The following is a 19,128-nucleotide window of genomic DNA, read 5'->3' on the forward strand; positions in this document are numbered from 1 at the left end:
GGGGGTCATCCGGCCACTCCCGCGGCGGGCTGCCCGGACGGTACGCCGGTGGCCGCCTCGGCCGCGGCCTCGGCACGGGCGCCGTCCGCGAACTGCGCGGCGGCCAGCCGGCCGTAGAGGGCGTCGTCCCGGATGAGTTGCGGGTGGGTGCCGACGGCGCGCACCCGGCCGTCGTCGAGGACCACGATGCGGTCGGCCTCGACCACGGTGGAGATGCGGTGCGCGATGGCGACGACCGCACAGCGGCGGGCGATGCGCCTCAGGCTGTCGCGCAGGGCCGCCTCCGCCTCGGAGTCGAGGTGGGCGGTGGCCTCGTCGAGGAGGATCACGGCGGGCTTCTGCAGCAGCGCCCGCGCCACGCAGAGCCGCTGCCGCTGACCGCCGGAGAGGCCTGTGCCGTGGTCGCCGAGGGGTGTGTCCAGGCCCTCGGGCAGGGCGGCGACCACGTCGGTGAGCCCGGCGAGTTCGACCGCCTCCTCGATGTCGGCCTCGGAGGCGTCGGGTGCGGCGTAGACGATGTTCTCCCGGAGGGTGCCGCGCATCGCGGCGCTGTCCTGCTGGACGTAGCCGACACCGCTGCGGACCTCTGCGGGTGACAGGTGCGCGATGTCCCTGCCGTCCAGGAGTACGGCTCCCCGCCCGGGGCGGTAGAACCGCTCGATGAGCTGGAAGACCGTGGTCTTGCCGGCGCCGGAGACACCGACAAGTGCGGTGAGCCCGCGCCGGGGGACGGTGAAGGAGACCGCGTCCAGGACGGGCCGGTCGCCGTAGCCGAAGCGGACGTCGCGGAATTCGACGGCCGGGTGCCCGCCCTCCGGGGCAGGTGGCACGGTGTCCCGCGCCCGGGCCGGGGCGGCGTCGGTTTCGGGGCCGGGGTCCGCCGTGGGAGCGGGAGCGTCCTCCTGCGGGATGCCGGCCAGTTCGTCCACGCGCTGCACGGCGGCCCGGCCCTGCAGGTAGGTGCCGAGCGAGAGGAACACGAGGACCAGTGGGGAGACGAGGTAGAAGAGGTACATCGTGAAGGCCGTGAATTCGGCGACGCTCAGGGAGCCGGTCGCCACCCTGGCCATGCCGATGCCCATCACGGCGGCCAGCGATGCCTGGAGTCCGACGTTCAGGACCGGCGAGAACAGGGCGTTGAGCACGGTGACCCGGTTGCCGGACCGGCGGACCTTGTCCGCGCGCTCCGCGAGCCGGTCCTCCTCGCGGCCCTCGGCGCCGGCGGCCTTCACGGTGGGCAGGGCGGCGAGCACCCGCTGGAGGTCCGCGCCGAACTCGCCGGTGTCCGTGCGGTTGACCAGGGCCGCCCGGCGCAGCCCGCGGGCGACCCCGATGGAGGCGACGCTGGCGACACCGAGGCAGCCGATGGTCACCAGCAGCAGCCGGACGTCGATCAGGGCCATCATCACCACGCCGCCGAGCACGATCAGCCCGTTGAGGAGGATCTGCGCGAGGCTCTGGGTGAGCGCGATCTTCATCAGCGCGGTGTCGCCCACCATCCGGGTGTGCACATCGCCCTGCCGCTGGGTGTTGAGGTACGAGAGGTCGGCGCGCAGCAGCCTGCCCGAAAGCAGGACCCGGGCGTCGCGGACTATGTTCTCGCCGGCCCGGCCGATGAGACATCCCTGGGTCGCGGAGAGCGCCGCGTCCGCCACGAACAGGACGGCCAGCAGGGTGACGAGGAGGGCGACCGGCTCGTGCCGGCCGACCGCCTCGATGAGATGCGCGACGAGCTTCGGCTGCACGAGGGTGGAGGCCACGCCGAGGATCCCGAGCAGCACCCCGCCCGTGAGGAGCCGGGTCTGGGCACGGGTCAGCTCCGCGACGAGGCCGCGCGGCGCGGTCGTGGTGGTGGTCATGACTGCTCCGTAAGGTCGGCGCGGACGAACCGGCTGATGTGGACGGCGCTCTGGGCGGCGACGAACGGCCCGCCCGACCAGTCGCCGTGGAGGCTGACCCGTTCGAGTCCGGCTTCGGCCGCGTAGGCCTCGATGTCCTCCGGGGTGGTGAGCCGTGTGATCTCGGTTCCTATCCGCGTGCCGCCGGGCTCGTGCAGCAGGTGCGAGGTGTGCCAGAGCCCTTGTTCGGCAAGCAGGGTGGAGTAGGTCTGGAGCCCGGTCCCGGGTTCGGGGTAGGGCGCGAAGAAGGAGGTACGGCTGAGTCCCTCGTGCAGCGTGTGGACGAAGCCCGGGTTGTGGGTCTCCACCACGAGGGTTCCGCCGGGCGCGAGACGGCGCGCGGCCCCGGCGACGGCGGCGCGCTGGCCCGCCTGGTCGAGGACCAGGGACATCGTGCCGCAGACGCAGTAGACGAGCCCGTGGCGGTCACCGGGGTCATAGGTGCGGATGTCGCCGTGGACGGGGGTCACGGGGACCCCGGACTCCTCGACGGCGGTCCGCAGCCGTTCGAGCATCTCCGGGGACGAGTCCACGCCCACGACCTCACCGGTGAGGCGTGCGAGCGGTATGGCGATACGGCCGGTGCCCACACCGAGTTCGAGGGCTGACCCGCCGGGATGCCAGCCTGCGAGTGCCGCGGCGGTGCGGTCGGCCGTGCCGTCCTGGGGGAAGAGCCGGTCGTAGAAGTCGGCGAAGACCCTGCCGTAGCCGATGTCCGCGATCACGGGGGCGGCGGTGTCCGAGGGTGCGGTCGCGGTGCTCATGCCTGCTCGCTTTCTGCCGCAGCAGCGGACGGGGTGCGCATCGGTGTGTAGGGGGAGACGAAGATGATCTCCGGCTCCTCGGAGTCGTCGTAGCCGGCGTTGCGGGCGAGCGTGAACTGGAAGCCCTTGATGCCGGTGGCGCCCGAACGTTCGATGCCGTCCCGGAACCAGGCGGCCAGGATGCGGTACCCGGGGAGGGCTCGGGCCGTCGTGAACCCCTTGTCGAGGTGACGCATCACCTCGGTGCCGAGGTCGAAGACGGCCTTCTCGGTCCGGCGGGTGGGGAACCAGACGATCTGATGGGCCCTGCGACCCGCGATGACCTCCACGGGCGCCCAGTCGGAGGTCTCCCCGGCCTCGTCGAGGGTGCGGCAGTAGAACTGCAGGTCGTGCTGGGCCGGAGTGGGCGCGAAGAAGCGCCAGTTCGGGAAGAGGTTGGAGAACACGTCAAGCCGGGCGAGCCTGCTGAACGGCGGCAGCGGATGCTGGGTGCAGAGGGTGCCCACCAGCAGCAGGCCGGCGAGCAGCCGTACGTTGCCGTCCGTGCCGCCGAAGTGACGGGTGAGCAGGCGGCGGGCCTGGACGGCCGAAGCGGTGCTGCTCATCGGGCTCCCTCCTGGCCGGCCGTGGCGGAGGACTGTCCCGCGCCGGCGGACGGCGCGGCCGTGGTGGTGTCGCCGAGGAAGGCCACGAGGCGGCGGGCGGCCTCGCCGGCGAGCTGCGGGTCGGTCAGGATGCCGTCGTGGTCGGCGGTCTCGACGACGGTGCTCCGGACGATCCGGCCGTCCTGGTGCGCGTCGGCGAGGTCCTTGTGCAGGAGCAGGTGGTCGGGGTCGCGGTCGACCGTGTGCTGGGCGGACAGCACCAGGGCGTGGGTGTCCAGATGGGGCAGGGGGCCTTCGAAGGACCGGAAGTCACGCTCCGCGGCCTGCCATTCGCGCAGTGCGGCGGTCCACATGCGATGGTCCGCGTACTCCGCCATCGCCCTGCTCCGCACCGGGGCGGGCAGGTTCCGGATCCAGGCGGGGGTCTGCATGAGGACGCCGAGGCCCGCCCGCAGGCTGACGGACGTGGAGCGGATCAGCTCCTCGATGTGCCGGGCGTTCGCGTCCTGCTGGCTGGACCGTTCGAGCTGCTGGGGGTGGGAGCTGTCCACGTAGACGACGGAGTGCACCCGCTCGCCGAGCCGGACGGCCGCGCGTCGGGCGAGCTCGCCGCCCAGGGAGTGCCCGACCAGGGAGACCTGGCGTCCTTCCGGCAGGGCTGCCTCGATCAGGTCGACCAGGTCGTCCACCGCCTCGCCCAGGTGGTACGGGGTCGGGGCGTGCCGTCTGCTCGCCCCGTAGCCGGCGCGGCTGTAGGCCAGCCACTGGCGTCCGTCGGCGTTGAGGGCCCTGGTGTACCAGCTGAAGTGCGCGGGCAGGGCGCCGAGTCCGTGCACGAGGACGGCGACCGGGCCCTCGCCCGTCCGGCTGACCGTTCCGTCGTGGGCCAGCTCGTTGCCGTGTCGGGTGGTGACCGTGGCGCCGAACGCGTGATCGGTGGCCCGCAACCTGCGGTGGACCGCCACCGCGGTCGCCGCGGCCGCGGCGCCGGCCAGCAGCAGGGCCGCGGCCACCGGCATCCGGTCGTCCCGTCCGGCGGCGGCGGGATGGCTGCGGGGCGTGCTGGTGTACGCGACCATCGGGTGCATCGAGACGAAGGCCGGGATGAACCTGCCCAGTCCCATGACGGAGCCGTTGGCGACGTGGAAGGCGGCGGCGCCGGCGATCACCGGGCGGGCCAGCAGACCGCCCTTCAGGTACAGCACCGGGAACAGGCACTCCATCGCCAGCACACCGTGGGCCAGGGCCCGTGCGGAGCGGGGGTGGCGGCGGGCCAGCCGCCACGCCTTCTCGTGCCCGTAGGTCCTGGTGCGCAGGACACCCGTCAGGGCGGAGCCGGTGCGCCAGTCCTTCCCGAGGAGCTTGATCCAGCCGGACACGACGTACGACAGGTTGGACTGGATCGCCACGTACCACACCAGCGCGTCCTGGGCGGCGGGCGAGGGGGCGAGCCGGGCCATGCCTGTCGCGGTCTGCACCAGGTTGGACGCCTGGTCGGAGCCGTCCGTGCCGTAACGGTGGGTGGGATAGAGCAGGGCGCCGCTGAGACCGAGGAAGAGGTTGGCCGCTCCGCGCGCCCGGCTGTCGCCCGGCAGCAGGAGAGCGGCGCTCGCGGCCGCCCGGGCGGCGTGCAGCGTCCGGCTGGTCCGCTCGTCGGCGACGAAGTCGAGCAGCCTCCGCAGGGGCCTGCCGGAGTGGGCGTGCCCGCGCCGGGCGAGTGCCCAGTCGTTCAGTCCGCCCGACCGCTTCTGGTCCGCGATGGTGAGGTGCTCCAGGCTGGACAGCAGGGAGGTGAGCGCCGCGATCCGTTCGGAGGCGCCGATGGCCTGGCCGCGGGAGAGGGGCAGGGGGCCGGTGAGGGCCGAGATCACCGTCCGGGCGGTGGGCCCGGAGGCTCTGAGCTTGGCGAAGCGAGCGAGCATGGAAGGTACTCCTGGCGGACGTCGGGCAGGGCCGGCCGGATGAGGGGCGTGCGGCGTGCGGACTGCCCGGATGCGGATGCGCTCCGGTGCGGGAGGCCGGTCCCCGGCCGTCCCCGTCCGGTCCCGTCCGGGGGGCATGCCCCGGACGGGACCGGACGTCTGTGTCACTGCGGGACTTCGACCTCGATGGGGGGCTCCATGGTCCCGCCGTCACGTCCGGCCTGGAACGCGTTCACCAGGGCCACTCCGATGATCACGCCCGCCACCACGGCCGGGGTCGTGGCCAGGACGGGTACGCGGGCGGTGACGAACCGCCCCTCGGGGTCGTCGATCCTGATGTCGGTGAGGGCACCGGGTTTCGTCAGGAAAGAAGTGTCGTTCATCTGGTTCTCCTTGTCCGTCTTCCTCTTCGGGTGGGGGCGACGGTCACTGAAGGACGGGCTCCTTCTCGCCGATCGCGTCGCAGAGGGCCACACCGACCGCGACGCCGGCGGCGAAGGCTCCCGCGACAATCACGGGAGTGGCCGCGACGGGGACCGTGCCCGTGGCGGTGTGACCGGGGTCCTGCTCGGTCAGGGGGTGTGCTGTGGCCGGGACGGCCCGGAAGACGGCAGCGTGCATGGACTTCCTCCTGGTGGGTGTGAAGGGGGTGGGGCGATGTCGCGGGGGCCGTTCAGAGCTGCGGCTCCTGGGTGCCGCCGCTGTCGCCGATCGCCGGACCGATGACGGCCTGCGGAACGACGATCACCGAGGCGATCGGGCCCGTGGCCGGTCCGGTGTGCCCGGCGTCGTGCTCGGACAGGGCGCCCGTCGTGGCCGGGGTGGCGGGGCAGGCGGAGGCCGCCGCCCGGCGGGTGCCGGTCACTGGAGCTGGGGTTCGGTGGTCTCGCCGATGATCGCCCCGGCCGCGTAGGCGATGACCACGGCGGCGGCGACCGTCGCGATGACCTGGGTGGCGGCGATCGGCGCCGCACCGCCGAAGGTCTGCCCCTCGGCTCTCTCGTCGAGCGGGCCGACGGCGGCCCAGCCCGGTGCTCTGACCTGTTGCACGTTCCCTCCTCTGTCAGCCTGGACGGCACCCGGAGGCTCCCGCCACAGGTCCGTACGGCAGCGCGACCCCCCGGACCCCGAGGGGCCCGGCCGGGCGGCGTTCCGTCTGTGCCGTCAACGATGGCGGGGCCACCGGCCGGGGGGAAGGCCGTCGGCTGGCACGAGGCTGCAGGGCCGCCCGCAGGATGGTGCAGGCGCGGTGCACCGGTCCGGACGCTGAACCCGTATGCCGCATGCCGCAGGCCGTACGCCGTCGGTCAGCTGCCGCCGGGTCCGGACGGGCGGTTGCCCCGACCTGGCACCCCTTGCCAACAGCGGCTCCAGCACCGCCCACTGTTCGTCCGTGAGATCTCCCCGCCCCATGACCGTGATCATTCACGGCTAAAGATGCACTTTCGATGCACGTCCAGGTCCTGTGGTGATGTGGATCGTCTGTCAGACCTGTCTGCGAGGCTCCGGGCATGGAGATGACAGCGCAGCTGACGATCGACTGCTCCGATCCGCAGAGAATGGTGGCGTTCTGGACCCGGGCCCTGGGCTACGTACCCGAGCCCGCGCCGGACGGGCACGCCACGTGGCGCGGTTACTGGGAGGCGATGGGAGTGCCCGCGGAAGAGCTGCCGACCGGGGCCGGCGACATTCCGGAGTCGATCGTCGATCCGGCGGGACGCGGACCGCGTGTGTGGTTCCAGCAGGTTCCGGAGCCGAAGACCGGCAAGAACCGGTGGCACTTCGACCTGAAGGCCGGTGGTGGGCGTGACGTCCCGCTGGACGTCCGCACGCGGCGGGTCGGGGACGCCGTGGACCAACTGGTCGAAGCCGGTGCCACCGTGCTGAGGATCAAGGACGAACAGGGCATGGGGCTCTATGCCGTGGCCATGCAGGATCCCGAGGGCAACGAGTTCGACGTCGTCTGAGGGCCGTTGCGATGGTGCGGGTCACGGCCACTCGTTCACGGCTGCGACCCGCACGGTCGCCTCGTGGTGGACGGCGAGCCTGTCGTAGCTCGTGGCTCGTAGCTCGTGGCGGCAGCGCGATGTCTCTCGATGCGGTTGATGCCGCGACCGCGTGGCGTTCGCGGCATTCGGTCAGGTCGAAGCGCGGCGGCCGAGAACGCAGGGGGTGAGTCAGTGGACATTCCTCCGGTGGACGCGGTGGCGGCGGTGCGGGACGAGCTGATCGCAGCAACTGCACTGGGCGGGAACCATCCGGATGTGGTGTTCGCTGTGGGGCCGGTGGAGATGGAGTTCGAGGTCGAGCTGCGGGCGGGCACGAAGGCGAAGGCCGGATTCAACCTGTGGGCGGCCGGCGCCGAAACGGAGGCCGGGGTATCACGCGGCCGCACGCACCGAGCGTCCTTCACGCTGACCCCGAAGAGCGCGCGCGGAGGGGATCTCCTGGTGAGTGGAACGCCCGATCGACCTGCCGGACCCGGTGACACATCGGGTCGCATTCCGGACCGAACCAGTCCGGCGGGCTGGTAGGCAGGACATGAAGGGGGTTGCCGCGAAGCCGAAACCGCTCCCCCGTCGTCTCACCCGGCCGCTGCACCCTTGCATACGAGCCGCTAGGCCGTTTCGTTTGGATCATCGGGCTGACCAGAGGAAGATGCCTGCGATGTGGAGTCCGGCCAGGTAGACGGTCGCGGTCTTCTCGTAGCGGGTGGCGATACCCCGCCACTGTTTCAAGCGGTTGATGCAGCGTTCGACGGTGTTGCGCTGCTTGTATGCCTCGCGGTCGAAGGCGGGCGGCCTGCCGCCCCGGCTGCCGCGCCGCAGCCGGTGACCGCGCTGATCGGCCGGAACGGGGATGACCGCCCGGATACCGCGCTTGCGCAGGTGCTCGCGGATCGCGCGGGAGGAGTACGCCTTATCGGCAAGGACCAGGTCCGGCCTCGTGCGGGGCCGTCCTCTCCGTCGAGGAACGCGAAGGCGGGCCATGACGTGAGCGAAGGCAGGTGCGTCACCGGCCTGTCCGGCGGTGAGCACGAAGGCCAGCGGCCGGCATCGGGCATCGGAGGCCAGGTGGATCTTTGTGGTCAGTCCGCCGCGGGACCGGCCGATGGCGTGATCTGCTGGTTCGCCTGCTGGGGCCCCTTTTTGCGGGCCCCGGCCGCGTGCTGGTGTGCTCGCACGATGGTCGAGTCGACCGAAACGGTCCAGTTGAGGTCTTCGTCGGCGTCTGCCTGTGCGACCAGCGCGGTGGACACCCGCTCCCATGTGCCGTCGAGGGCCCGCATCCGCAGCCGGTTGTAGACGCCTCGCCAGTTGCCGTACTTCTCCGGGAGGTGAATCCACTGCGATCCCGTCTGGAACTTCCAGGCGATTGCGTCGATCACTTCTCGGTGATCCCGCCACCGGCCACCCCGCCGCGGTGTCCGATCTGGGAGTAACGGCTCGATTCGCGCCCACTGCGCGTCAGTCAAAGGCACACACGAACAACGACTGGCGGAGCTGATTGGAACGGCACCGCCGTCAGTCGGTCGGCCCAGTGCGGAGCCGCTGCACGTCCCGCACGAGCGTGTACGAAGCGCTGAGGAAGATCACGGCTCCAGCCACGAGCCAGAGAACCGACGCGCCAGAGCGGTACTCACGAACGCCCGCAACGACCAGCACCACGCTGGCAAGGACGCCGAAGGCCGAGATCAGAGCGCTGATGCGGTTAGTCACACAGACATCATCAACGACAACTTCGGCTAGCGGAAGTGATCCAAACGAACCTGCCTAGCCGCCACCGTTAGCGCCAGAGGAACACGGCCGTCGTCAGCCGGGACGCCAGGCGCAACATCGCAGCCGTGCCGCGGCGTTCGAGCAGTTCTCGGAAGTCCCGGTACAGGGTGGTTTCGGGACGCAGGCGGACAGCCTCCTCGACAGCGGACACGGCCTCTTCCGCCGACCGCCCTCATGCAACTGGATGGCCAGGTGGTACCGGGCCTCGGCGAGGAGGTGGGTGGGGGGCAGCGTTCGCCGGATCTGCAGGGACTCCTCAACGGCGGCCGGTGCCTCCCTCCGTCGGCCCAGGGCGTTGAGCCTCGTGGAACGGATTCACAGGCGCAAGCGCTGTTGTGCCTCTTCCTCGGCGGCGTCAAGTGCGGGTTCGAGTGCGGCGAGCGTGGAGCGGAGCAGGTCTGGTAGCGAGCCGGACGGTACGACGAGCCCGCCGGCTGCGAGGGGTGCGGATGAAGGTTGGAGCCACTGCTGGAGTGCGATCCGAACCGCAGCGGCCACGCTCGCTGCGAGCACGCGGGAGGCGAGTGTGCCAGTGCTGCCGAGGCGCTGGTCGATCGCGGCGGCGAGGGGGTGTTCGATCGCTGCTGCGGCGCTGAGGAACGTGTCACGCAACGCGGGGCTTGCGGTGATCAGCAGCAGCTCGTCGTGGTCACGCGGTTCGGTGTGCTGCTCCAGGATCGCTTCGGCCAAGGCGTCCGCGAGGCGGACCTGGGAGGGCCTGGCTGCCACGGCCGCGGCTACTCGGGATTCCCGTTCGGCGGTGACGGCTGCGACGATCGCCTGTTCGCGACTGGAGAAGTAGTTGTTGTAGGTCCTCGGTGAGACTCCGGCCGCCTCGGCGATGTCGTCGACGCGGACGTTGTCGGGCCCGTGTTCGAGGGCTAGCCGAAGTGCCGCCTCACGCAATGCCACTCGGGTGGCCTGCTTCTTCTCCTCGCGCAGCCCGGTCCGCCTTGTCGTCACCCTCGGAGTATCCCTGCTTGAGTGCGTGCACGCAAACTTGCGTGCACGCAATATTTGCTTCTACTCTCAGCCTCCTCTGCAGAAAGGTCAGACACGTGCGAGCCAAGGGCATCTGCTACGACACCGGCTTCCTCCGCAACGGCAGCAGCTCCCGGGAGCACTTCGACCCCGACCTGGTCAGGAAGGAGCTGGCCGTCATCCGCAACGATCTCCACTGCACCGCCGTCCACATCACCGGCGGCGACCCGGGCCGCCTGGAACTCGCCGCCCGTCACGCCGCCGAGCTCGGACTGGAGGTCTGGCTCTCGCCCTACCCGCTGGAGCTGACGACCGATGAAATCCTCACCCTGATCACTGACTGCGCAGAGCGGGCCGAGCGACTCCGGACGCAAGGAGCCGAGGTCGTGTTCGTCACCGGCGCCGAACTGAGCGTCATGAACCACGGGTTCCTCGAAGGCGACAGCGCCGAACAACGAGTCGGCTGGCTACTGAGCGACCCGGCCCGTCGGCCCGAGAGAATCGCCGCAGTCGGCCCCCGCCTCAACGCCTTCCTCCGCGAAGCCGTGGCGGTGGTCCGCGAGCGCTTCCACGGCAAGGTCACCTACGCGGCCATCCAGTTCGAAGCCGTCGACTGGGACTTGTTCGACTTCACGACCTTCGAACTCATCCGGTCTGCGGAGGTGGCCGACCGATTCCGAGAGGCCGTGCGCAGCCTCGTCGCACAGCCCGAACCTGTCGCCGTCACAGGCTTCGGCACGGCCACCTGGCGCGGCGCGGGTGACGTCGCCCCCCGCAGCATGGAAATCCTCGAAACCGACGAAGCCACCGGGGCGCCGATCCGGCTGACCGGGAACTACGAGCGCGACGAGGCCGGCCAAGCTGCCTACCTGAGCGAACTGCTGGAGATCTTCGACAGCGAGGGCGTCGACAGCGCCTTCGTGTTCCTCTTCGCGCTGTACAACCTGCCCCACCGCCCCGATGGCGATCCTCGCGACGACCTCGGCATCGTCAAGATCCTCGAAGGCCGCCACGGCGACGCTTACCCCGACCTGCCCTGGGAGCCCAAGGCCGCCTTCGCCGCGATCGCCGACCACTACCGCGACTGACTCCGCTCGGGATCAAGACATGGGGGACGGATGAGGCCCTGGAAGGCCTCATCGTTTCTCCATGCTCGACCGGTCGGCAGTGTCCGCCGGTGCCCTGGGACGGGGCACAGCGGCGGCCCGCCCCAGGCCGAGGCACCTGTCCCCGGAGCCAGGTACCCGGACCGTCGAGGCTGACCTGGGTTCCGCTGGTGGCAGGAGCGGCCGACTGCGCGAATTGGGCGTACAGCGCCAGGGCGATGCCCCCAGGCTTGCGATGCCCACCAGGCTTGCGATGCCACCACCGACGCCGACTCATGGGCCCGCCGCGTCGACGTCGACACTCGCGCCGACAATCGATCCTGAACTCATTCGATCGCGGTTTCACGAGGTGAGGCATCGAAAAGATGTCACACACCGCCCGGAGTAGAGAGGAGCGAGTCCAGGTCAGGTCCGCTTCCCCACGCCGCCGAGGGCCTGCTCAGCTGCACGCGCACCCAGCGGACTCGTCGGGGCGCGTACAGCTTCCCATCACCATGGGCCTTGCGCTGGACAGGCGTCGTGGGGGTGGCGGTCCCCGCAGGCGAGAACTGGTCGCGGCGGTGTTTTGTGCTGGCCCAGGAAGACTTACCGGACCCTGAAGCGGCGGTGGAGGTTGCGGGCCACGTGCACGCCCGGGCCGCCGAAACCGACGATGTCGACGCGTCCGTCGCCGGTGATGTCGGCGAGAAAGCGTGGGTGGCGGTCGACCCGCCAGCCGCCGGCGTCCTCGTTGTACCCGTAGCCTCGGCAGACCAACTGGGCCTGTTCGAAGCCGCCTTCGCCGTCGTTGTGTGACACCCAGACTCCTTCGTCGCCGAAGCCGACGATGTCCGGGGCGCCGTCCCCGGAAACGTCGGCGAGAAGCCGGAGGTGCTTCCCGCTCGACCACCCCTGGGCTCGCCCGAAGTCGTTCAGGAGGAGCTTCGCGGGCTCGAACGTGCCGTCGCCGCGCCCACGGGACACGACGACGCCCTGCGGGCCGAACCCGACGATGTCCTGGGGTCCGCCGCTGATGGTGCTGACCAGGAACCGCGGGTGCTCGGCGACGGAGGTCCAGCCCTGGTCGACCCCGAACTCGGCCAGGACGTACAGAGGTTCGATGAACGCCCCTTCGTCGTCCTGGAGGGACACCCACACGCCGTCGTCGTGGCAGCCGACGATGTCGAGCCTGCCGTCACCAGTGGTGTCGGCGAGGAAGCGGAGGTGCCTGTCGATGAGCCAGCCACCCGCCTCGTCGCTGTGGCCGAATGCCCGGAGAACGGGTTCGTCGCCGATCGGTGCGAACGCGCCGTCCTCGTCCTGGAGGGACACCCACACGCCGTCGTCGTGGCAGCCGACGATGTCGAGCCTGCCGTCACCAGTGGTGTCGGCGAGGAAGCGGAGGTGCCTGTCAGCGAGCCAACCGCCCGCCTGTTTGCCGTGGCCGAACGCATTGAGGACCGGTTGGCCGACCGTGGGCGCGAATGTGCCGCCCGCGTCCTGGGCAGAGATCCGGACACCGTCGGCGGACAACACGACGACACCGGGACGGCCCTCGCCGGTGAGGTTTGCGAGGGTCCACAGGTCCGCCGGACTCGCGGAGGACGCGGGAGGGTGCAGAACCCGTTCGTCGTCAAACGTCCCGTCACCTCTGCTTGACGAGGTCACAGCCCCCTTCGCAGGTTTGAGCCCGACGATGTCCGCCTGCCCTGTTCCCGTGGTGTCGGCGAGGAACCGTTCACCCAGCCCAGCCCACCAGCCCGGCTGCCCGGCAGGGCAGGGGCTGAGCCTGTCGGTCTTCCACCCGCCGGCGTCCTGGTCACTGCCGAACTTCTCCAGGACCAGCAGCACATTGCTGAAAGAAGGCGTCGCGTCGGGAGCCGGCCGCAGCGCGGACTTGCTGTGGGCCAGTCGCCAGGACCGGCGGCTGTTCCAGTGGCTCAGCGGCGCCCAGTGCAGCACGAGGTCGCTGATGCGCTCCGGCTCGGCCGGGACGAGGCGCCACTGCTGGCTCTTCGCGCCGTCGTCGTACTCGCCAAGGACGATCCGGGTGTCGTCCACCCCGGGCTCGGCGAGGTCGAGGACAGTTTCGTCCGCCGCGGCCTCGATGAAATAGAGGCCGGCTTCGCCCTGGACGGGGACGAAGCGCCACTGCTGGCTCTTCTTGTTGGCGGCGGCGTCCCACTGGCGGACGCCGCGGTCCGCTGTGGCGGGGTTGTCGAGCACCTTGCCGCTGACCGCGTTGCGGATCACATACGCCGGATCGTCCTGCGCTCCTTGCACGGGGGCGAACTGCCACTGTTGCGGGCTCGGGCCGTCCTCGGGGTAGTCGCGGAGGACGAGTGCCCCGTCCGCGCCCGGCGTGGCCCTGGTACCGAGGGGCTGCCCCGTGGCGGCGTTGACGATCTCCAGCTTCATTTCTTGCGTGGGCACGGGCATCGTGGTGCCTCTTCCAGGCGGTTGGGGCGATGACTCGGGACGGGTGCGGTGCGATCGCGGCGGATCACGTGAAGACGTGGTGGTAGGGGACGTTCCACTCATTCGGCAGCCGCGGGTAGAACGTGTTGATGACCGTCCCGGTGAAGTCCCCGCCCCAGTTGTAGGTGAGCCGCACCTCGCTGTCAGCCGTCACCGCGTGGTCCTTGAACCCGAGGATCGCGTCGGGATGGGTGATCGGCACGAAGGTGATCCCACCCCACGGCGTCACCGTGACCACCCAGAGCTGGGTGTCCTCCACCGCACCGTTCTTGCCCCGCCACTTGTCACCGACCTTCCCGGGGAGGCCGACCTGCACGGTGTCGGCCGTGCTCTTGGGGGCGTCCTGGTGGACGGTGACGCGCCTGCGCTGCGGCTTCGGCGCGCCGTCGTCCCCGCGTCCGCCGTCGGTTCCGGTCGCGTCGGCGGGTTTGGGCGTGACCTGCCCCGCGGCGCTCTCGAGGTAGTAGAGCGGTCGCTGCCCGAAGAAGCCCCCGGGGGTGATGTGCCAGAGGTGGCCCTGCGCGTCCTTGGTGGCGGGGTCGAGCGCGGTGGCCAGCTTGACGCCCTTGTCATGGCTCTCCTCCTTCAGCTCGGCAGGCCGCAGGTAGCCTCCGTTGAAGGCGTGGACGAGCATGACCGGCCGGTTCTCGACCAGGGCCGCCACGATCGCGTTGTCGTAGCTGTTCACCGCCACCGGGCCGCCGACCACCAAATTCGACATCGCCGTGCGTTCTTGGGTGTACATCGCGAAAACCTCACCTGTTATCGGTGTGAAGAACAATGTGCCGGGCGCTCGCAGTGGTTTATCACGACAATGATTTCTCAACCTCGGCCGCCACCAATCGAACCGGCTCCAGAAACGAATGCATGACCGAAGCAAATACCCTCAAAGCGGTAACGTTCGAGGTCACGCCCGGTCGACGAGGCACCGGAATGCTATCGATCGAGTGATCAAGGGATTCGATGCATCAAGATCACCCGATGGGGTGCGGTGCTTGAAGATGTCTTCTCGGGCGATGCAGCCCTTGATAACTTTACTCGCCGGAACATGTGCGCAGATGCCTGGTTCCATTTCACCGAGCGCGGTTTCGGCCATATCAGTCGAGGACAGAAATTGCCTTCCAACGCGTACAACCTGGAACGGGCCAAGCGCCAGCCGCTGACGAAGAGGAACCTGCGGGAACTCAACATCGAGCAGACCTGGGAGTCGATCCTGGAGCACCCCAACCTGGTCTACGTCGACGACTACGGGGGGCGGCACAAGCCCGTCGGGTTCTCCGTGAACAAGTCCAGCTTCGGCGCCTTCCCCGGAACGGCGTTCCAGCGGGGATGGCTCGCCTACATGAACCTCGGGGAGCCGCTGATCGAGGAGCGGCGCAACATCACCCAGCCCCCGCCCGACACGTTCTCCTCGCGCACCTACGTCAACCGCAGCCAGTCCGAAATGACCTTCACCGACTCGGTCGACTTCTCCGTGTCCAACGGGGCCACGTGGTCACTCTCGGGAGACTCAAAACTCACCTTCGGCGGCAGCGTCAGCGCGCAGCTCCAGCTGCAGCTGCAGAGCAAGCTCGGTCTGAATCTGCAGACGCAGCTGGGAACACAGCTGAAGAACGAGATGGCGAACAAGAACGCGAACACGGTGACGAACAAGAACAGCAAGGACAGCGTGGGGGTGGACAACGCCAACACGGTCGACACGGCGGTGACCAACGGTGCGACGAACTCCGCGTCGACCTCGCTGGCCGGCTCGGTGGATTTCACGACCACGGGCAGCGCCTCCGGTACCGCCGCGCTCAACGCCGCGCTGGCCCTGGGCATCGCGGCCTCCGTCGGCGGTTCCCTGAGCACCAGCTGGGCCTCGAAATCACAGATCTCCGGCAAGGTCCCGCCGGGCTCGCGTGTGGAGACGATCGTCACGCAGCGCCGCGCCCGAAAGCAGTACTCCTACGAAATCCCGGTGACCTTCTCCGGATTGCTCGCAGTGAAGTACGCCGTGCCGGTGGCCGTCCTGTCACCTCCGCAGCCTGACGGTTATCCCGGCCTCGACCTGCTGGTCGCCCGCGACATCGGCGACCTCGATCTGGCGGGCGGCGGCTTCCGGATGAAAGGGCTTGCCGAGGTCGTCTCCGCGCTGGAGGTCCACCACACGATGTTCGACGGCGAGAGCCTGACCGACAGCGACCGCGCGCCGTACAAGCAGCCCTGACCGGGCGGGCAGCACCGCCGCTACGACAACGAGAGAGGTGACAACCATGGTGTTCAACAACATTTTCGGCTCTGCGGGCAAGGGTGCAGGAATCTTCTCGGTGATCGCCGACCGCGACAAGGCTCAGCCCGGGGCAGGTGTCGACTTCGAGGACGCGGACGACGACACGTACGACGACACGAGCACGAGCCTGTTCACCAGCGCGATCCACGGTGCGTCGAACCGGGCGAAGATCGTGCAGGAGCAGTCACCCGAGGCCCGGGCCGTCCTGGGCTTTCTCGGCTCCTTCATCCAGACCACTCAGGCGTCCGCGGACGCGCAGGCCGCATACGCCCAGAATCCGGGCTCGGTCGCCACGGCGGCCGCCGCCGGCATGCAGGAATCGAGCACGACCGTGACCGAGCACGGTGATCTACAGAAGGACGAGGATCTCGAGAAGCCGAAGAAGAGCGACTTCAAGGCACCGAAGGCCCCGGCAGCGCCCAAGGCGGAGGAACCCCCCAAGGCACCCAAGGCAACTGCCGAAAAGCCGTCGGACACCAAGTAGGCGCACATGTGCAAGTGGTCAGGGGCGATCATCGCCCCTGACCACTTCGTTGTGTGTCACACGGGGAGCAGTTGCCACTGCCGGTCGCGGTGGTCGCGCTGCGCCCCGTACTGCTTGATCGCCGAAGGCGCGTTGGTGTCGATGCTCAGGAGCAGGCCGCTGTTCCGGTTCGCGATCTCGTACACCCGCGGGGTATCGGTCACCGGGCCTGCGGGGACGAGCCGCCACTGCTGGTGAACCGCTTCGCTGCCCTCGTAAGCGCGCTGCGCGACCGCTGCCCCGTCCGCCGTCCCTCCGCCGACGACCTCCAGGACCTTGCCGCTGCGGACGTTCTCGATCCGGTACAGAACGTCGCCTTCGTCCTGACCCGTGACGACCAGGCGCCACTGCTGATGGGGCCTGGAGGTGGCGAGGGACTGGTGGATTGCCGCGCCGTCCTTCGTGGACTCACGCAGCACCCCCGCCCTCAGCCTGCTGCGGACGTTGACCCAGGAGACCGCCGTGCCTGAGTCCGGCAGTCCGCCCATCAGCGCCGAGGGGATTCTCCGGACCCGGTTGTTGACGTGATCGGCGATGTAGAGGGTGTCGACGCAGTCCACGGCGAGCCCGACGGGGTTGTTCAGCTGGGCCGACGCAGCCGGCCCTCCGTCACCACCGAAGCCCCCTGAGCCCGTACCTGCGACCGTGGTGATCTTTCCGTCGCCGGTGACCATGCGGACCCGGTTGTTGCGGTGGTCGGAGATGTAGAGGGTGCCGGCGCTGTCCAGCACCAGCGCCAGGGGCATGTTCAGCTGGGCCGACTCTGCCGGTCCCCCATCGCCGCTGAAGCCCGCTGTGCCTGTGCCGACGACCGTGGTGATCTTTCCGTCGGCCGTGATCTTCCGGACCCGGTTGTTGCCTGTGTCAGCGATGTAGACATCGCCCGCGCTGTCCACAACCACCTGGCGAGGGCAGTTCAACTGGGCCGACTCGGCTGGACCGTTGTCCCCCCGGTAGGCGGGCGCCCCGGTCCCTGCGACTGTACTGATCTTGCCGTCAGTCGTGATCTTCCGGACCCGGTGGTTGTTGTAGTCGGAGAAGTAGACGATGCCGGAGCTGTCCACCGCGATCCCCAACGGAAGGTTCAGCCGGGCGGCCGTGGCGGGCCCGCCGTCACCGTGGGAGCCCGCGATCCCTGTCCCGGCGACGGTGGTGATCTTCCCGTCGGCTGCGATCTTTCGGATCCGGTGGTTGCTGGAATCAGTGAAGTAGAGGGCGTCCGCGCCGTCCACCGCCATCTGGCGCGGGCAGTTCAGCAGGGCCGCGACGGCAGGACCGTCATCGCCCCGGTACCCCGCGACACCGGTCCCTGCGACCGTACTGATCTTGCCGTCAGTCGTGATCTTCCGGACCCGGTGGTTGTTGTAGTCGGAGAAGTAGACAACGCCGGCGCTGTCAACCGCGACCCCGTACGGACGGTTCAGCTGAGCCGAAACGGCTGGCTCGCCCTCCCCCTTGAACCCTGCGACCCCGGTCCCCGCGACCGTACTGATCGGCGAGGTGGAACCCTCGGCATCTGTGGTGCTCATCGCCATCCCTTCGTCGTTCACCCACCGCCGATACCAGCGGCAACCACCCAACTCCAGCACGTCACAGGGGTGTTTTGTCGGCAAGATCACTTACGAGTGGCCCTTCCGGGTGGGTTGACGAGTCACCGCCGGCCACACACTCCGGAAGCCGACTCCTGCCCGGTCGCGCAACCGAATACCGCGCGGTTCGAACGACGTTCCGCCGCTGCGGACGCCGGCAGTTGGTCCGGCGTCATCGCGGAGCTGCAGCACCAGGGCATCCCAGTTCGACGGCCCGGTAGTGCTTGTCGGCCACTCCTACGGCGGGCGGTCATCTCTGTGGCAGGCACCGTCGAGAACGTGGCCGGCCTGGTCCACGTCGCCGCCTACACGCCCGAAGTGGGCGTAGGCCTCGGCGAGCCGCAGAGACGTTTCCCCCTGTCGCCGCTGGACAGCAACCTCACGGAGAAGACGTACCCGGTTGACGGCGAGGAGGCTGCGGTCCAGGTCACGATCAAGTCCGAGGCGCACCCCGGCATCTTCGCCGCCGCCGTTCCTGCCGCTGTCACCGAAGTCCTGACAGCGAACACAGCGTCCACCGGCCGCCTCGACGTTCACGGAGACGGCTTCGGCCGCAAACGTGGAGGACCAAGCCGGCGTGGGAGTTAGCACCCGGCGCTGACCAGGCCATCAACCAGGAAGTGGAGCGCTTCGGTGGGAAACTAGCCCGAGCCACGGTCGTCGAGATCGACGGTGCCTCGCACGCCGTCGCCGTGCCCCGGCCCAGGTAAGTCGCCGAACTGATCCGTGACGCGGTGCGCGCAACCGCCTGATGCCCCGAGAGCCGACAGCATGGGAGAAGGCCACGTGGCCTTCGCGCCTGCTGTCCTCGTCCGCCGTCCTGCGACTTTCCGGGGCAAGAGGATCGAATCACATCGACGCGCCACCACTCAGTTGGAGCGGCCGGACGTCCCTTCTACAGTCCCATCCGAGCGATTCACTGTCCGAAGAAGCTCAACCGCACCTGCCGGTCCGCATTATCGACATTCGTGTCCACCAAACTCCGTTAAGACAGATCCACCGTCGCACCAGGTGGTGCGTCCAGGCCACTCCCGTTTCCGCGGAACTGCCGGTGCTGCGTACCGGCGACGAGCACCACAGCTCGCTCAACCTAAGGCAGGCACCTCGCTTCAGGTGGGCGCGTGCTCACGCTCACTCTGCCGTGCCGTCGCTCGTCCTCACGATGCGGGGCGAATTCGTCCATGCACTCGCGGTGTTCAACGTGGATCTTTGATTCCGGAATTTCCCCTAGG

General features: G+C 69.3%; 20 protein-coding genes and 1 pseudogene. 6 read left to right on the forward strand and 15 right to left on the reverse strand.

Features of this window, described 5'->3' with window-relative positions; genetic code table 11:
* Positions 1-5: 5 nt before the first annotated feature.
* The 8 genes from HED23_RS19925 to HED23_RS19960 all read right to left on the reverse strand — a co-directional run bounded on the left by HED23_RS19925 (position 6) and on the right by HED23_RS19960 (position 6,239).
* Positions 6-1,859, reverse strand: coding sequence for an ABC transporter ATP-binding protein (locus tag HED23_RS19925; protein ID WP_203184759.1), 1,854 nt, complete (start codon positions 1,857-1,859; stop codon positions 6-8).
* Complete coding sequence (locus tag HED23_RS19930; RefSeq protein ID WP_203184760.1) at positions 1,856-2,662, reverse strand: class I SAM-dependent methyltransferase; 807 nt, start codon at positions 2,660-2,662, stop codon at positions 1,856-1,858. Before HED23_RS19930 ends, HED23_RS19925 begins: the two co-directional genes overlap by 4 nt.
* Positions 2,659-3,267, reverse strand: a complete 609-nt coding sequence (locus HED23_RS19935) for a hypothetical protein (protein WP_203184761.1) — start codon at positions 3,265-3,267, stop codon at positions 2,659-2,661. Before HED23_RS19935 ends, HED23_RS19930 begins: the two co-directional genes overlap by 4 nt.
* The gene (locus HED23_RS19940; protein WP_238442048.1) at positions 3,264-5,189 is read right to left on the reverse strand and encodes an alpha/beta fold hydrolase; all 1,926 of its coding nucleotides are present in this window, start codon (positions 5,187-5,189) and stop codon (positions 3,264-3,266) included. Before HED23_RS19940 ends, HED23_RS19935 begins: the two co-directional genes overlap by 4 nt.
* A gap of 164 nt (positions 5,190-5,353) precedes the next feature.
* Entirely contained in the window at positions 5,354-5,572 is a 219-nt protein-coding gene (locus HED23_RS19945; protein WP_203184762.1) for a hypothetical protein, read from the reverse strand.
* A 43-nt stretch (positions 5,573-5,615) separates the two neighbouring features.
* On the reverse strand, positions 5,616-5,810 hold the full coding sequence (locus HED23_RS19950; RefSeq protein WP_203184763.1) for a hypothetical protein: 195 nt from the start codon (positions 5,808-5,810) through the stop codon (positions 5,616-5,618).
* Between the two features lie 52 nt (positions 5,811-5,862).
* Positions 5,863-6,054: a hypothetical protein gene (locus tag HED23_RS19955; RefSeq protein WP_203184764.1), complete on the reverse strand. Its 192-nt coding sequence runs from the start codon at positions 6,052-6,054 to the stop codon at positions 5,863-5,865.
* Positions 6,051-6,239, reverse strand: a complete 189-nt coding sequence (locus HED23_RS19960; protein WP_203184765.1) for a hypothetical protein — start codon at positions 6,237-6,239, stop codon at positions 6,051-6,053. Before HED23_RS19960 ends, HED23_RS19955 begins: the two co-directional genes overlap by 4 nt.
* Before the next feature lie 461 nt (positions 6,240-6,700).
* On the opposite strand from HED23_RS19960, the gene HED23_RS19965 reads away from it, so the two are divergent.
* Together HED23_RS19965 and HED23_RS19970 are read left to right on the forward strand one after the other, a co-directional pair.
* Complete coding sequence (locus HED23_RS19965) at positions 6,701-7,156, forward strand: VOC family protein (protein WP_203184766.1); 456 nt, start codon at positions 6,701-6,703, stop codon at positions 7,154-7,156.
* 228 nt (positions 7,157-7,384) lie between these two features.
* Positions 7,385-7,723, forward strand: a complete 339-nt coding sequence (locus tag HED23_RS19970; protein ID WP_238442049.1) for a trypco2 family protein — start codon at positions 7,385-7,387, stop codon at positions 7,721-7,723.
* Between the two features lie 102 nt (positions 7,724-7,825).
* Here HED23_RS19970 and HED23_RS19975 read toward each other — a convergent pair.
* The 4 genes from HED23_RS19975 to HED23_RS19990 form a co-directional block, all read right to left on the reverse strand.
* Positions 7,826-8,670, reverse strand: a protein-coding gene (locus tag HED23_RS19975; RefSeq protein ID WP_420803042.1) for an IS5 family transposase whose coding sequence is annotated in 2 segments (ribosomal slippage) — positions 7,826-8,314 and positions 8,317-8,670 — 843 coding nt in all. Because the reading frame shifts where the segments join, the coding sequence is not laid out codon by codon here.
* Positions 8,671-8,713: 43 nt separating this feature from the next.
* Entirely contained in the window at positions 8,714-8,908 is a 195-nt protein-coding gene (locus tag HED23_RS19980; RefSeq protein WP_203184768.1) for a hypothetical protein, read from the reverse strand.
* 67 nt (positions 8,909-8,975) lie between these two features.
* Positions 8,976-9,119, reverse strand: a complete 144-nt coding sequence (locus tag HED23_RS19985; protein WP_203184769.1) for a hypothetical protein — start codon at positions 9,117-9,119, stop codon at positions 8,976-8,978.
* Between the two features lie 164 nt (positions 9,120-9,283).
* A complete protein-coding gene (locus HED23_RS19990) occupies positions 9,284-9,931 on the reverse strand; it encodes a TetR/AcrR family transcriptional regulator (protein ID WP_203184770.1) in 648 nt (215 codons plus the stop codon).
* Positions 9,932-10,026: 95 nt separating this feature from the next.
* Here HED23_RS19990 and HED23_RS19995 point away from each other — a divergent pair, with 95 nt between their 5' ends.
* Positions 10,027-11,037 carry a hypothetical protein gene (locus tag HED23_RS19995; RefSeq protein WP_203184771.1) on the forward strand — a complete coding sequence of 337 codons (1,011 nt, stop codon included), beginning with the start codon at positions 10,027-10,029 and terminating at the stop codon, positions 11,035-11,037.
* A gap of 603 nt (positions 11,038-11,640) precedes the next feature.
* On the opposite strand, the gene HED23_RS20000 is transcribed toward HED23_RS19995, so the two are convergent.
* Together HED23_RS20000 and HED23_RS20005 are read right to left on the reverse strand one after the other, a co-directional pair.
* Positions 11,641-13,473 (reverse strand): FG-GAP-like repeat-containing protein, encoded by a 1,833-nt coding sequence (locus HED23_RS20000; protein WP_203184772.1) that lies wholly within the window; start codon positions 13,471-13,473, stop codon positions 11,641-11,643.
* Positions 13,474-13,537: 64 nt separating this feature from the next.
* Entirely contained in the window at positions 13,538-14,257 is a 720-nt protein-coding gene (locus HED23_RS20005; protein ID WP_203184773.1) for a hypothetical protein, read from the reverse strand.
* Between the two features lie 369 nt (positions 14,258-14,626).
* On the opposite strand from HED23_RS20005, the gene HED23_RS20010 reads away from it, so the two are divergent.
* Together HED23_RS20010 and HED23_RS20015 are read left to right on the forward strand one after the other, a co-directional pair.
* Positions 14,627-15,721: a hypothetical protein gene (locus HED23_RS20010; RefSeq protein ID WP_203184774.1), complete on the forward strand. Its 1,095-nt coding sequence runs from the start codon at positions 14,627-14,629 to the stop codon at positions 15,719-15,721.
* A gap of 46 nt (positions 15,722-15,767) precedes the next feature.
* Complete coding sequence (locus HED23_RS20015) at positions 15,768-16,268, forward strand: hypothetical protein (RefSeq protein WP_203184775.1); 501 nt, start codon at positions 15,768-15,770, stop codon at positions 16,266-16,268.
* Between the two features lie 56 nt (positions 16,269-16,324).
* On the opposite strand, the gene HED23_RS20020 is transcribed toward HED23_RS20015, so the two are convergent.
* The gene (locus tag HED23_RS20020) at positions 16,325-17,836 is read right to left on the reverse strand and encodes an RICIN domain-containing protein (RefSeq protein WP_203184776.1); all 1,512 of its coding nucleotides are present in this window, start codon (positions 17,834-17,836) and stop codon (positions 16,325-16,327) included.
* Positions 17,837-18,037: 201 nt separating this feature from the next.
* On the opposite strand from HED23_RS20020, the pseudogene HED23_RS20025 reads away from it, so the two are divergent.
* Positions 18,038-18,606, forward strand: a pseudogene (locus HED23_RS20025) (alpha/beta hydrolase); the annotation flags it as partial.
* Between the last annotated feature and the right edge of the window lie 522 nt (positions 18,607-19,128).

The sequence above is a fragment of the Streptomyces pratensis genome, from assembly GCF_016804005.1.
GTDB classification, from domain to species: Bacteria; Actinomycetota; Actinomycetes; order Streptomycetales; family Streptomycetaceae; genus Streptomyces; species Streptomyces pratensis_A.